Origin of the sequence: Micrococcus sp. H39-S4, from assembly GCF_027158145.1 — a bacterium.
Lineage (GTDB): Bacteria > Actinomycetota > Actinomycetes > Actinomycetales > Micrococcaceae > Micrococcus > Micrococcus luteus.
The window spans coordinates 97617-110511 of the sequence record NZ_JAPVLT010000003.1 but is presented as its reverse complement, the minus strand read 5'-3'; the positions used below and the strand labels follow the sequence as shown (position 1 = coordinate 110511).

11 protein-coding genes and 3 tRNA genes are annotated in these 12895 nt (G+C 73.1%); 11 read left to right on the top strand and 3 right to left on the bottom strand.

All coding sequences use genetic code 11. From position 1 onward, the window contains the following. Window positions 1-102: 102 nt before the first annotated feature. From O3T09_RS04330 to O3T09_RS04320, 3 genes are read left to right on the top strand one after another with little or no spacing between them, the layout of a single operon-like run. Entirely contained in the window at window positions 103-1107 is a 1005-nt protein-coding gene (locus O3T09_RS04330) for an ABC transporter permease (RefSeq protein ID WP_069941074.1), read from the top strand. Beyond that, window positions 1104-2096 carry an ABC transporter permease gene (locus tag O3T09_RS04325; RefSeq protein ID WP_069941073.1) on the top strand — a complete coding sequence of 331 codons (993 nt, stop codon included), beginning with the start codon at window positions 1104-1106 and terminating at the stop codon, window positions 2094-2096. The genes O3T09_RS04330 and O3T09_RS04325 overlap by 4 nt, the downstream gene beginning before the upstream one ends. A 2-nt stretch (window positions 2097-2098) precedes the next feature. Further along, the gene (locus O3T09_RS04320) at window positions 2099-3853 is read left to right on the top strand and encodes a dipeptide ABC transporter ATP-binding protein (RefSeq protein ID WP_144868685.1); all 1755 of its coding nucleotides are present in this window, start codon (window positions 2099-2101) and stop codon (window positions 3851-3853) included. A gap of 128 nt (window positions 3854-3981) precedes the next feature. Here O3T09_RS04320 and O3T09_RS04315 read toward each other — a convergent pair whose 3' ends face one another. Both O3T09_RS04315 and pta read right to left on the bottom strand, forming a co-directional pair. Next, a complete protein-coding gene (locus O3T09_RS04315; RefSeq protein WP_020625362.1) occupies window positions 3982-5130 on the bottom strand; it encodes an acetate/propionate family kinase in 1149 nt (382 codons plus the stop codon). A gap of 20 nt (window positions 5131-5150) precedes the next feature. Further along, window positions 5151-7226: a phosphate acetyltransferase gene (pta, locus tag O3T09_RS04310; RefSeq protein ID WP_020625363.1), complete on the bottom strand. Its 2076-nt coding sequence runs from the start codon at window positions 7224-7226 to the stop codon at window positions 5151-5153. A gap of 161 nt (window positions 7227-7387) precedes the next feature. On the opposite strand from pta, the gene O3T09_RS04305 reads away from it, so the two are divergent. From O3T09_RS04305 to O3T09_RS04285, 5 genes are all read left to right on the top strand, one after another. Next, window positions 7388-8728 carry an Nramp family divalent metal transporter gene (locus O3T09_RS04305; RefSeq protein WP_041103600.1) on the top strand — a complete coding sequence of 447 codons (1341 nt, stop codon included), beginning with the start codon at window positions 7388-7390 and terminating at the stop codon, window positions 8726-8728. A gap of 80 nt (window positions 8729-8808) precedes the next feature. Further along, complete coding sequence (locus O3T09_RS04300) at window positions 8809-9168, top strand: thiamine-binding protein (protein WP_020625365.1); 360 nt, start codon at window positions 8809-8811, stop codon at window positions 9166-9168. 151 nt (window positions 9169-9319) lie between these two features. Then, the gene (locus O3T09_RS04295; RefSeq protein WP_020625366.1) at window positions 9320-9814 is read left to right on the top strand and encodes a GNAT family N-acetyltransferase; all 495 of its coding nucleotides are present in this window, start codon (window positions 9320-9322) and stop codon (window positions 9812-9814) included. A 126-nt stretch (window positions 9815-9940) separates the two neighbouring features. Then, the gene (locus O3T09_RS04290) at window positions 9941-10909 is read left to right on the top strand and encodes a spermidine synthase (protein WP_020625367.1); all 969 of its coding nucleotides are present in this window, start codon (window positions 9941-9943) and stop codon (window positions 10907-10909) included. A 60-nt stretch (window positions 10910-10969) separates the two neighbouring features. Beyond that, window positions 10970-11944, top strand: a complete 975-nt coding sequence (locus O3T09_RS04285) for a universal stress protein (RefSeq protein WP_070708964.1) — start codon at window positions 10970-10972, stop codon at window positions 11942-11944. Between the two features lie 7 nt (window positions 11945-11951). Here the strand turns inward: O3T09_RS04285 and O3T09_RS04280 are convergent, their stop codons facing one another. Further along, on the bottom strand, window positions 11952-12347 hold the full coding sequence (locus O3T09_RS04280) for a metallopeptidase family protein (protein WP_010079615.1): 396 nt from the start codon (window positions 12345-12347) through the stop codon (window positions 11952-11954). Window positions 12348-12472: 125 nt separating this feature from the next. On the opposite strand from O3T09_RS04280, the gene O3T09_RS04275 reads away from it, so the two are divergent. From O3T09_RS04275 to O3T09_RS04265, 3 genes are all read left to right on the top strand, one after another. Then, window positions 12473-12545, top strand: a tRNA-Glu gene (locus O3T09_RS04275). Between the two features lie 116 nt (window positions 12546-12661). Further along, a tRNA-Asp gene (locus tag O3T09_RS04270) sits at window positions 12662-12735 on the top strand. 72 nt (window positions 12736-12807) lie between these two features. After that, window positions 12808-12883, top strand: a tRNA-Phe gene (locus tag O3T09_RS04265). The last annotated feature ends 12 nt before the right edge of the window (window positions 12884-12895 follow it).

The following is a 12895-nucleotide window of genomic DNA, read 5'->3' as shown; positions in this document are numbered from 1 at the left end:
GACGACGGCGCCGCGCCCCCGCGCCGTCGTCGCCGGCCCGCCCGCCACCGCCCGTCCCTCGCACCGACCGGCCCGGCCCCCGCGCCGGCATGGAGGCCCCTCGTGCTCAGACTCATCGGCAAGCGCCTGCTGCTGCTGATCCCCACCCTGTTCGGACTGTCCGTCCTGCTGTTCGTGTGGGTCCGCAGCCTGCCCGGAGGCCCCGCCACCGCCCTGCTCGGCGACCGCGCCACCCCCGAGGCCGTGGCCCGCGTGAACGCGGCGTACGGCTTCGACAAGCCCCTGCTCGAGCAGTACCTCACCTACATGGGGCGGCTGCTGCGCGGCGACTTCGGCACCTCGACCATGACGAACCGGTCCGTGGTCGAGGAGTTCGCGGACCGCTTCCCGGCCACGCTGGAGCTCTCGGTCTTCGCGATCGTGTTCGCGGTGGCCATCGGCATCCCGCTCGGCTACTGGGCGGCCCGCCATGTGGGCCGGTGGCAGGACGACGTCGCCGTCGTGCTGTCCCTGGTCGGCGTGGTGGTGCCCGTGTTCTTCCTGGCGTTCATCCTCAAGTGGGTGTTCGCGGTGAAGCTGGGCTGGCTGCCCACGGACGGCCGGCAGGACCCGCGGATCGACGCCACCCACTACACGAACTTCTACGTGTGGGACGGCATCATCACCGCGGAGTGGGACGCGGCCCTGAACGCGCTGACCCACCTGGTGCTGCCCGGCATCGCGCTGGGCACCATCCCGCTGGCGATCATCGCGCGCATCACCCGTGCCTCCGTGCTGGACGTGCAGGACGCGGACTTCGTGCGCACGGCCCGCGCCAAGGGCCTGGCCCCGCGCCTGATCCGAAACCGGTTCATCATGCGCAACGCCCTGCTGCCGGTGAGCACCACGCTCGGCCTGCAGCTGGGCCTGCTGATCTCCGGGGCGGTGCTCACCGAGACGGTGTTCGCGTTCAACGGGATCGGCCGGTTCCTCGCGCAGGCGATCTTCCAGCTCGACTTCCCGGTGCTGCAGGGCTTCATCATCTTCATCGCCCTGCTCTACTCGCTGATCAACCTGGTCGTGGACGTCTCCTACGGCCTCATCGACCCGAGGGTGCGTGTCTCATGAGCGTGAACCTGCCCCCCAGCCCCGGCGGCGGACCCACCGAGCACGCCGTCGAGCACGCGCTGGCGCCCGTCGAGGCCGGGGCCACCCAGGCGACCACCGAGGCCGCCGCGGACACCCGCGGCACCTCCGTGTGGGGCGCCGCGTTCCAGCGGCTGCGCCGCAACCCGGCGGCGATCGCCGGCGCCGTGATCGTGCTGCTCTTCGTGCTCGTGGCCGTCCTCGCCCCGGTGCTGGCCCCGTACGCGGGCACGGCCACACCCGGCATGCGCGAGATCCGCCCCACCCACGTGCCCGGCCCCGGCGAGGTGGCCGGCTACCCGCTGGGCCTGGACCGCTTCGGCGGGGACGTGCTCTCCAAGCTGATCTGGGGCGCGCAGGCCTCGCTGCTCATCGGCGTCATCTCGACGGCGTTCGGCCTGGCCGGCGGCATGCTGCTCGGCCTGCTGGCCGGCACGTTCGGCGGCTGGGTGGACTCCGTGGTGATGCGCGTCGTGGACATCCTGCTCTCGGTGCCGAACCTGCTGCTGGCGGTGTCCATCGCGGCGATCCTCGGGCAGACCCCGTTCGCGGTGATGATCGCGATCGGGGTGGCGCAGGTGCCCGTGTTCGCGCGACTGCTGCGGTCCTCGATGCTCACGCAGAAGGGGTCGGACTACGTGCTCGCGGCGCAGACCCTCGGCCTCTCGCGCGGACGGATCACGATGTCCCACGTGCTGCCGAACTCGCTGGGCCCCGTGATCGTGCAGGCCACGCTCACCCTGGCCACGGCCGTGATCGACGCGGCCGCCCTGTCCTTCCTCGGCCTCGGCGGCGGCCGCCCCGAGACCGCCGAGTGGGGCCGCATGCTCACCTACGCGCAGGCCGAGCTGGGCATCAACCCGTGGCTCGCGTTCCTGCCCGGCCTGTGCATCGCCATCACCGCGCTCGGCTTCACCCTGCTGGGCGAGTCCCTGCGCGAGGCCCTCGACCCGACCTCCCGGAGGCGCTGACCATGGACCCCAAGCACGACGACGGCGCGCCCGGCCCCGGCACGACACCCGCGGTCCCCGCGGCCGGCGCCCCGCTGCTGGAGATCCGCGACCTGGATGTGGAGTTCACCACCCAGCAGGGCACCGTGCAGGCCGTGGAGGGCGCGTCCCTCACGCTCCCGGCCGGCGGCACGCTGGCGATCGTGGGCGAGTCCGGCTCGGGCAAGTCCACCACCGCGATGGCCGCGATCGGCCTGCTGCCCGGAAACGGCCGGGTCGCGGCAGGCTCCGTCCGCTTCGCGGGCGAGGAGCTCGTGGGCCTGCCCGAGTCGCGGATGCGCGGCATCCGCGGCCGCCGGATCGGGCTGGTGCCACAGGACCCGATGTCCAACCTCAACCCCGTGACCCGGGTGGGTCAGCAGATCGGGGAGACCCTGCTGACCCACGGCATGGCGACGAAGAAGGACGTGGGGGCCGCCGTCGTCGAGGTGATGGAGCGCGCCGGCATCCCCGAGCCCGCGCGACGGGCCAAGCAGTACCCGCACGAGCTCTCGGGCGGCCTGCGCCAGCGCGTGCTGATCGCCATCGGCCTGGCGTGCCGGCCGCAGCTGCTGATCGCGGACGAGCCGACCTCCGCCCTGGACGTGACGGTGCAGCAGGTGATCCTGGACCAGATCGACGAGATGACCCGCGAGCTCGGCAGCTCCGTGCTGCTGATCACCCATGACCTCGGCCTCGCCGCCGAGCGGGCGCAGCAGCTCGTGGTGATGCACCGCGGACGCGTGGTGGAGTCCGGCGACGCGCGGGCCATCCTCGAGGACCCGCAGCACGCCTACACCCGCTCGCTCGTGGCGGCCGCGCCGTCGGTGGCGGCGGCCCGCCTGCTGCCCCAGGCCTTCGATCCCGCGCCCGCCGCACTGGCCGAGGACGACACCGCGGCCCTGACCACGGTGGCCCTGGCGAAGCAGGACCTCACCCCGCTGGTGGAGATCCGCGACCTCACCAAGGTCTACCCCGTGCGCGGGCACGAGGACTTCACCGCCGTGAAGGATGTCTCCCTGAAGATCCCGCGCGGCAAGACCGTCTCGATCGTCGGCGAGTCCGGCTCCGGCAAGACGACGACGGCGCGCATGCTGCTCAAGCTGATCGAGCCGACCTCGGGCGAGATCACCTTCGAGGGCAGGGATGTGCTGGCGCTGAAGGGGGAGGGGCTCAAGGACTTCCGGCAGCGCGTGCAGGCCGTGTTCCAGGACCCCTTCTCCTCGCTCAACCCCTCGTTCACGGTGGGCCGGATCATCGAGGAGCCGCTGCAGACGTACCGGCGGGGCAACGCCACGCAGCGGCGGGCGCGCGTGCTCGAGCTCATGGACCAGGTGGCCCTGCCCTCCCACTTCCACCGCCGGTACCCCGCCGAGCTCTCGGGCGGACAGCGCCAGCGCGTGGCGATCGCCCGGGCGCTCGCGCTGAACCCCGAGCTGATCGTGTGCGACGAGCCGGTCTCCGCGCTGGACGTGCTCGTGCAGGACCAGATCCTCACGCTGCTGCGCCGCCTGCAGGACGAGCTGGGGCTGAGCTACCTGTTCATCTCGCACGACCTGGCGGTGGTGCGGCTCATCTCCGACTACGTGTGCGTCATGAAGGACGGCGAGGTGGTGGAGGCGGCCAGCTCGGAGGAGGTCTTCACCAACCCCCGGCACCCGTACACCCGCCGCCTGCTCGCCTCGATCCCGGGCAACGAGCTGGGCATCGCGGTGGAGGCGGACGGGACGCACGTGTGAGCGCTGACCGGGCCGGACGGTCGGGTGCAGAAGCGCCCCGTTCGTGTCGACCGAGCCGCAGCGACATCACTGCCGGGAGGACCGGCGGCGATGTCGCTGGGCGTCGGTCGGACGGTCGGGCGCGGTGCTCAGCGGGCGAGCTCCCACGTCAAGCGGGCGATCGCCTGCTCCTCGTCCGTGGGGACCACGAGGACCGGGATCGCCGACTCCGGCGCGGAGATCGTGTGGGGCCCGGCCACGCGGGCGCGGTTGGCCTCGGCGTCGTAGGCCACCCCGAGCGCCTCGAGCCGGTCGAGCACGCGCGCCCGGAACGGAGCCGAGTTCTCGCCGATCCCGGCGGTGAACACGATCGCCTGCGCCCCGCCCACGGCCACGTGGTAGCCGCCCACGTACTTGGCCAGCCGGTAGGAGGCCACGTCCAGGGCGTTGCGGGCGCGGCCGTCCCCGGAGGCGGCGTTCTCCAGCACCTGGCGCATGTCCGCCTCCCCGGCCAGGCCCAGCAAGCCCGAGCGCCTGTTCATGAGGGTGTCCAGCTCCTCGGCGTCGTAGCCGTGGTTCCGCATGAGGTGGGTGACCACGGAGGGGTCCAGGTCGCCGGAGCGGGTGCCCATCACCAGGCCGGCCAGCGGGGTGTAGCCCATGGAGGTGTCCACGGAGACGCCGTCGCGGATGGCGGTGGCGGAGGCGCCGTTGCCCAGGTGCAGCACCACGGCCCGGAACTCCCCCCGCGGGATGCCCAGATGCTCCGCGGCGAGGCCGGTGACGAGGTCGTGGCTCGTGCCGTGGAAGCCGTAGCGGCGGATGCCGTGCTCCGTGTAGACCTCGTCCGGCAGGGCGTACTGCCAGGCCTCGCGGGGCATGGTCTGGTGGAACGAGGTGTCGAACACGACCACCTGGGGCATGTCCGGCCAGCGTTCGGCCATGGCGCGCAGCCCCTGGGCGGCGGCGGGGTTGTGCAGCGGGGCCAGCGGGGCGAGGCGCTCGATCGCGCGGATCACCTCGTTGGTCACCCGGGCCGGGGCGGTGAACCGCTCGCCGCCGTGGACCACGCGGTGGCCGGCGGCGTCGATGGTGCGCCCGCCGGTCGCCTCGGCCAGCTCGGCCTCCACCTGCTCGAGGGCGGCGGCGTGGTCCGGCACGCCGGAGCCGGGGACGCCGATGCGCTCCACCAGGCCCTGGGCGAGGACGGGCACCGGGGCGTCCGTGCCGTCGTCGGCCAGCTCACGGAGCTGGTACTTCAGGGACGACGAGCCGGAGTTGATGACAAGGACGAGCACGGGGGACTCCTTCCGGGGCGTCAGCCCTGGGCCTGGGCCTGGATGGCGGTGATGGCGACGGTGTTGACGATGTCCTCCACGGTGGTGCCGCGGGAGAGGTCGTTGACGGGCTTGTTCAGGCCTTGCAGCACGGGCCCGACGGCGACCGCCCCGGAGGACTGCTGGACGGCCTTGTAGGTGTTGTTGCCGGTGTTCAGGTCCGGGAACACGAACACGGTGGCCTGGCCGGCCACCTCGGAGCCGGGCATCTTCGAGGCCGCGACGGAGGCGTTGACGGCGGCGTCGTACTGCAGCGGGCCCTCCACCTTCAGCTCGGGGGCACGCTCCCTCACGAGCTCCGTGGCGGCGCGGACCTTGTCCACGGACTGCCCGGAGCCGGAGGCGCCCGTGGAGTAGGAGAGCATGGCGACGCGCGGGTCCACCCCGAACTGGGCGGCGGTGGCCGCGGACGCCACGGCGATGTCCGCGAGCTGCTGCGCGTCCGGGTCCGGGTTCACGGCGCAGTCGCCGTACACGAGGGCGCGGTCCGGCAGCAGCATGAAGAACACCGATGAGACGATCGAGACGCCCGGCTTCGTCTTCACGAACTCCAGCGCGGGGCGGATGGTGTTGGCGGTGGTGTGGGCGGCGCCGGAGACCATGCCGTCCACGTCGCCCAGGTGGACCATCATCGTGCCGAAGTAGGCGCCCTCCTGCATGACCTCGCGGGCGCGCTCGGCGTCCACGCCCTTGTGGGCGCGCAGCCGGGCGTACTCCTGCGCGTAGCGCTCCAGGTCCGGGGAGTCGGCGGGGTCCACGAGCTCGATCCCGCTCAGGTCCACGCCCTCGCGGGAGGCCAGCTCCCGCACGGCGGCGGCCGGGCCGAGCACCACGAGGTCGCAGACGTCGCGGCGCTGGAGGATCTCGGCGGCGCGCAGCACGCGGGCATCCTCGCCCTCGGGCAGCACGATCCGGCGGCGGTCCGCGCGGGCGCGGGAGATCAGCTCGTGCAGGAAGCGCAGAGGGGTGACGACGTCGGTGCGTGGCAGGTCGAAGCGGGCCAGCAGCTCGTCCCCGTCCACGCGCTGGTGCCAGGTGCCCAGGGCGGCGGCGGTCTTGCGGGGCTGGGCGCTGGAGAGCTCGGAGCGCACCCGGGAGACCTTCGCGGCGGTGGTGAACGTGTCGTCGTGGGTGACGAACACGGGGAAGGCCGCGCCCAGGTAGAGCCGCTGGAGCTGGCGGTTCGGGAGGATGCCGTTGGTGAGGATCATGCCGGAGGGGGTGGGGAAGTCCGGGGTCAGCGAGGAGGCCACGGTGGCCAGGATCGCGTCGGAGCGGTCGCCGGAGACGATCACGAGCGCGCCCTCGCGCAGGACCTCGAGGAAGTTGCCGCCCTCCATGGAGACGGCCTTGACCTCGGCGACGTCGCGGTCCAGCGTCTCCTGCCCGGCCATCTGCTCGAGCCCGAGCGCGTCCGCCACCTCGGCCACCGAGGGGTGCGCGAGCTCGGTCAGCTCGGGCAGCACGTACACGGGCCAGGCGTGGCGGCCGGGGCGCACGGCCGCGCCGACGGCGTCGAGGTCACGGGGGTCCGCGCGGTTGACCATGACGGCCAGCAGCTCGACGCCGGCGTCGTCGAGGGTGCGCCGGGCCAGGTCCACGACGTCGGCCGCCTGCTCGGGTGTCAGGTCCGCGCCGGAGACCACGGCGACCACGGGGGTGCCGAGGTTGCGGGCGAGCTGGGCGTTGAGGTCGAGGTCGGCGGCCGGGTCCGGGCTGATCAGGTCGGTGCCCTCCACCACCACGACGCCGCCCGCCGCCCGCATGGCGTCGTACTGCTCCACGCAGCGCTGCTGGACCTCGTCGCCGCGGCCCTCGGCCATGAGGGTGCGGGCCTCGGCCGCGGTGAGGCCGCCGCGGGCCTGCTCCGGGGAGAGGCCGTACTGCTCGCGCATCAGCAGCACCATGGGGTCGGTCTCCACGTCGTCGCCGGGCACCACGGGGCGGAAGTAGCCCACCGTGCCGGAGCGCCGGTACAGCGAGTCGGCCAGGCCCAGGCTGACGAGGGACTTGCCGGCGCCGGTGGACGTGGTGGAGACGAAGATTCCCTGGGGCATGGCGGACCTTCCGGTGGAGGACGGGGCTCGTCGTTCACGGTACCGAGGCCGCGGCGTCGGGGCCCGTCCCGGCCGACGCGGATCGACGTGAGTGAGGCGTGTCTCTCACGCGCGTAATACACATGACTGCACTCGCCCCGTCAAGCATTAAGGACCCTCCCATGGCAACGAGAGCCGACCGCGGCCGCCCCGTGCACAACCCCGACATCATCGGGTTCACGGACGCCGAGCTCAACGAGACCCCCATCCGGCCGAAGTGGAACTCGCTGGGACCCGGCATCGTGGCGGCCGCCACGGGCGTGGGCGCCGCGGACCTCGTGGCCACCCTCACCGCCGGCTCCCGCTACGGCTACATGCTCCTGTGGGCCGTGATCCTGGGCGTGATCTTCAAGATCGTGCTCGTGGAGGGCGTGGGCCGCTGGTACCTGTCCACCGGCAAGACGATCTTCCAGGGCTGGCGCTCGCTGGGCTCCTGGACCTCCTGGTACTTCGGCCCCTACATCCTGATCTGGGGCTTCGTGTACGGCGCCACCGCCATGAGCTCGGCCGCGCTGCCCCTGGCCGCGCTGTTCCCGGGCGTGGACATGAAGGTCTACGCGATCGGCCTGGGCCTCGTGGGCCTGGGCCTGGTGTGGCTGAACCGGTACGGGCTGATCGAGAAGCTCATGGCGGTGCTGATCGGCGTCATGTTCCTGACCGTCCTGCTCTCCGCGGCGCTCACCGCCCCCAACGTGGGCGACATCCTCGCCGGCCTGGTCCCGCGCATCCCGTCCGGCGACCCGGACGTCATGTTCTACGTGCTCGGCCTGGCCGGCGGCGTGGGCGGCACCATCACCCTCGGCGCGTACGCCTACTGGCTGCGGGAGAAGGGCTGGAACGTCCCGAAGTACATGCGGGTGATGAAGTTCGACAACGCGACGTCGTACATCCTCACCGGCATCTTCGTGATCGCCACCATGATCATGGGCGTCGAGCTGCTCCACTCGGCCGGCCTGGCGATCTCCTCCGGTGACCGCGGCCTGCTCGACGTCGGCAACGTGCTCGCCGAGCGCTACGGCCAGGCGTACTCCGTGGTGTTCCTGGTGGGCTTCTTCGCCGCGTCCTTCTCCTCGCTTCTGGGCGTGTGGCACGGCGTCTCCCTGATGTTCGCGGACTTCTGGACGAACTTCCGCCGCCCCGCGGACGAGCTCGACCAGGACGACGCCCCCTCGCTGGCCTCGAAGCCGGGCCGCTTCTTCCTGCTGTGGCTGACCTTCCCGCCGATGACCCTGCTGTTCCTGGATCGCCCGATCTTCCTGATCCTGCTCTACGGCACGCTCGGCGCCTTGTTCATGCCGTTCCTGGCCGTGACGCTGCTGTTCCTGAACAACAAGAAGGAGGTGCCGGCCCAGTTCCGCAACGGCTGGATCCGCAACACGCTGCTGGGCCTGACGGCCGCCGTGTTCGTGGCGATCGGCGTGAACGAGCTGTGGAAGGCCCTGCAGCCGCTGATCGGGGGCTGACCGGGTGGCCGGCCGGGTGGGCTCCGACTCGGCCGGCCCTGGCCGGTGACCACGGGCGGCGCAGCGGGCACACTGGTGCCATGATCGTCGCCTTCTCCGTCGCTCCCTCCGGCCAGCCCGCCGACTCCGCCCACCTGCCCGGGGACGCGGACACCGCCTCCGTGCACCGGGCGGTGGCCGCCGCCGTCGCCGTGGTCCGCGCCTCCGGCCTGCCCCACCGCACCTCCTCGATGTTCACGGAGATCGAGGGCGACTGGGACGAGGTGATGGAGGTCGTGCGCGGCGCCGTGGACGCGGTCTCCTCGTACGGCTCCCGGGTCTCGCTCGTGCTCAAGGCGGACATCCGCCCCGGCCACTCGGGCGAGCTGGACGGCAAGCTCGAGCGCCTCGAGGCGGCGCTCGCCGAGGACGGGAACGGGGACGCGGCGGACGCCCGCTGATCCCGGCTGACCCCCAGCCCCCCACCCCCGCCCACCCCCACTTCCGTTCGAGAAACGGGAGCCTCGGGAGGCACCTTCGTTCGAGGAACGGGAGGTCCCCCGACCGCTTTCGTTCGAGGAACGGGAGCCCCACATGCCCAGGAGGTCCGCCATGGCCGTCACCGTGCGACCGGCCACGTCCGACGACGTCGAGCCCCTGCTGCGCGTCAAGGCACAGGCCTGGCGCGAGGCCTACGGCGGGCTGCTGCCCGCCGCGCACCTGGACGCCGTGGACGCGGGCGTGCCGGAGCAGGTCCCGGGGTGGGCCGCGCTGGTCGGCTCGGACCGGGAGCTGTGGGTCGCCGACGACGGCGGCCGGCTGCTCGGCATGGCGCTCGCGGGCCCGCGGCGCAGCCAGGGCGGGGGCCTGCCCGACCTCGAGCTCATGGCGCTCTACGTCCTGGCTGAGGCGTACGGCACGGGCCTGGGTGCGCTCCTGCTGGACGCCGTCGTCGGGAAGCGTCCGGCGGTCCTGCGCGTGCTCGCCGAGAATCCGCGCGCGGTGGCCTTCTACGCGAAGCACGGCTTCGCGCCCGAGGGTGGGCCCGAGCCCATGACCGGGCCGTGGGCGGGCTTGCACGAGCAGTTGATGGTGCGTCGTGGCTGAGCGGCGGACTCGCTCCGGGCGGGCGTCGGGCTCCCGTTCCTCGAACGGAAGCGGTCGGGGGACCTCCCGTTCCCCGAACGAAGGCGCCTCTGGAGGCTCCCGTTTCCCGAACGAAGGCGTGGGGGCGTGAGCCGGCGGTCGGGTCGGTCGTCGGGTCGGTCGTCGGCGGCGTCCTCGTCGTCGCGGGGGTCGGCCGCCCGGCGCGGCCGGGCCGCGGAGCCGGAGGGGATCGTCCCCGGCGTCCACGAGATCAGCCACGGCACCGCGGAGATCCGCGAGGACCCGTACGAGCCCGGCGCGTTCGTGCTGTACGTCAACGGGGTCGAGTCCTCCCCGCTGGACCCCGACCACCCCGAGCGGATGGGCTTCGAGTACATGCGCTGGGCCGTCGCGGCCGTCCGCGCGCACTGGCCGGAGCCCACGCCGCTGCGGGCCCTGCACCTGGGCGGCGCGGGCTGCGCCCTCGCCCGCTGGGTGGACCACGCGCACCCCGGCTCCCATCAGACCGCGGTGGAGATCGACGCCGGCCTGGCCGCCCTCGCGCGTGAGCGCTTCGGCCTGCCCCGCGCCCCGGCCCTGCGCATCCGCGTGGCCGACGCCGCCGAGGTCCTGGCCACGGCCCACCCGGCCAGCCGCGACCTGATCATCCGCGACGTCTTCGCCCCGGACCCCACGGACCTGACGGGCGCCCGCCACATCACCCCGCCGGGCCTCACCGGCCTGGACGCGGCCCGCGCCGCCGCGCGGGTCCTCGCCCCCGGCGGGCTGTACGTGCTCAACGTGGGCGGCGGGCCGGACCTGACGTCGGTGCGGGCGGACGTGGCCGCCGTCGTCGCCGCGTTCGAGCACGTCGAGGTGATCGCGGATCCGCCCATGCTCAAGGGGCGGCGCCGCGGCAACGTCATCGTGGCGGCCTCGGACGCCCCCGTGGCCCGCCCCGCCGCGGACGCCCCGCCCGGCTCCGACCCCCGCGACCGCCTGGCCCGTGCCCTGCGCATGGACGCCTTCCCGGCCCGGCTCGCGGAGGATCCACGCGGCTTCCCCGCGGGCGTCGCGCCCGGGATCACGGGACTCGTCCCGGGCCCCGAGGCGTAGACTGGAGGCACTCGGCCGGGTCCGCCCGGGGCCCGTCGAGTCCGACTCGAGGAGGTCGCCATGTCCGCCCAGACCCAGCCCGCCGCCACCCGCCGTGAGGACGCACCGCTCGGCGTCCTGGTGGGTGTGGACGGCTCCGACCAGTCCGTCTCCGCCGCCCGCTGGGCCCAGCGCGAGGCCGGCCTGCGCGGCGAGCCGCTGACCCTCGTCACCGCCTACTCGATCCCCGCGTACTGGGGTTACGGCGCGGACGCCAGCGGCGCCGTCCTGGACGACTCCCGTCTCCGCGAGGGCGTGCAGGCCCTCCTGGAGGAGGTCGCCGGCAAGCTCGACGCCGACGGGGTGCGTCCGGAGCTGCGTGTGGAGATCGGGGACGCGGCCGGCGTCCTCGTGGAGCTCTCCGCCGAGGCCTCCCTGCTCGTCTCGGGCGCGCGCGGCCGCGGCGGCTTCATGGGCCGCCTGCTCGGCTCGGTGGCCGCCGCGCTGCCCGGCCACGCGCACTGCCCGGTCGCCATCATCCCCGCCGGGGTCGAGGCCAGCCGCGCGGGGGACAGGACCGCCGTCGTGGTGGGCGTCGACGGTTCCGAGCAGGGCCGTGCCGCCGCTCTCGAGGCCGCTGAGGAGGCCCGCCTCCGCCAGGCCCCGCTGAAGCTCGTGTGCGCCGTCCCGCCCCTGGGCGCGAATGCCGCGTGGCTGGCGGTCAGCCTGGACGAGGAGGCCCGCGAGCGGGAGCTGCGGGAGCGTCTCGAGGCCGGCGCCGCGTGGATCAGCTCCGAGTTCCCCGGTCTCGAGGTCCTCACCGAGCTCGTGGACGGCACCCCCGTGGACGTGTTGGTGGACCAGACCGCCACCGCCCGCCTCACCGTGGTGGGCACGCGCGGTCTGGGCGGCTTCGCCGGTGCGATCGTCGGCTCCACCAGCCGCGGCGTCGCGGACCACGCGAAGGGTCCGGTGCTCGTCGTCCCGTTCCGCGAGGACGTCCGCCTCGGCCGCCGCGCCTCGTTCGGCCCGGTCCAGGACCAGTCGGGGTCCTGACCGGCGCTCAGCCCCAGCCGAGCTCGTGGAGGCGCTCCTCGGAGATGCCGAAGAAATGCCCCACCTCGTGCATGACGGTGACGGTGATCTCGTCCTCGAGCTCGGCGCGGGAGGTGCAGTGGCGGGTGAGCGGGCCGCGGAACACCACGATCCGGTCCGGCATCTGCCACGCGAACTCGGCGCGCTCGGTCAGCGGCACGCCCTCGTAGAGGCCGAACAGCTCGGTGGCCGGGTCCTCCCAGCGCTGCGGCTCGTACTCGTCCTCCACCACCACGACGACGTTCGTCAGCAGCCGTGCCAGCTCGTCGGGGATACGGGCGAGGGCCGCGGAGACGGCGTCGTCGAACTCCTGCTCGCTCATCCACGTGGCGGCGGGCTGGTCGGGCGACGGGCGGTGGTCCACGGCGGCTCCTGGGGGTGCGGGGCTCCGCGGTGCGGAGGGCGGCCGGCCGGCGGCCGGACTTGCCGGAGGGTGTGCGGCCACCATAGACTCCCAGGGTCCACCTCGGGAATCTCGACATCGGACCTGCCCCTATCGTCTAGAGGCCTAGGACACCGCCCTTTCACGGCGGCGACACGGGTTCGAATCCCGTTGGGGGTACGCAGAACGGCCGCCCTCGGCGGCCGGAACGGCACGTGGAGCGTGGATTTGCACGACGCTCGGAGGCTCTGCTAGAGTTTCCACTCGTTGCGAAAGCGGCGAGAACAACAGAACATGGCCCTGTAGCGCAGTTGGTTAGCGCGCCGCCCTGTCACGGCGGAGGTCGCGGGTTCAAGTCCCGTCAGGGTCGCTCGGATCGTCCGATCACCGGCATTCGGAAACGGAGTCCGGTGACGCATGGTCCTGGTGACGAAGGTCGCCGGGCTCTGTAGCTCAGTTGGTAGAGCGTACGACTGAAAATCGTAAGGTCACCGGATCGACGCCGGTCGGAGCCACCACTTCGAGAAGGC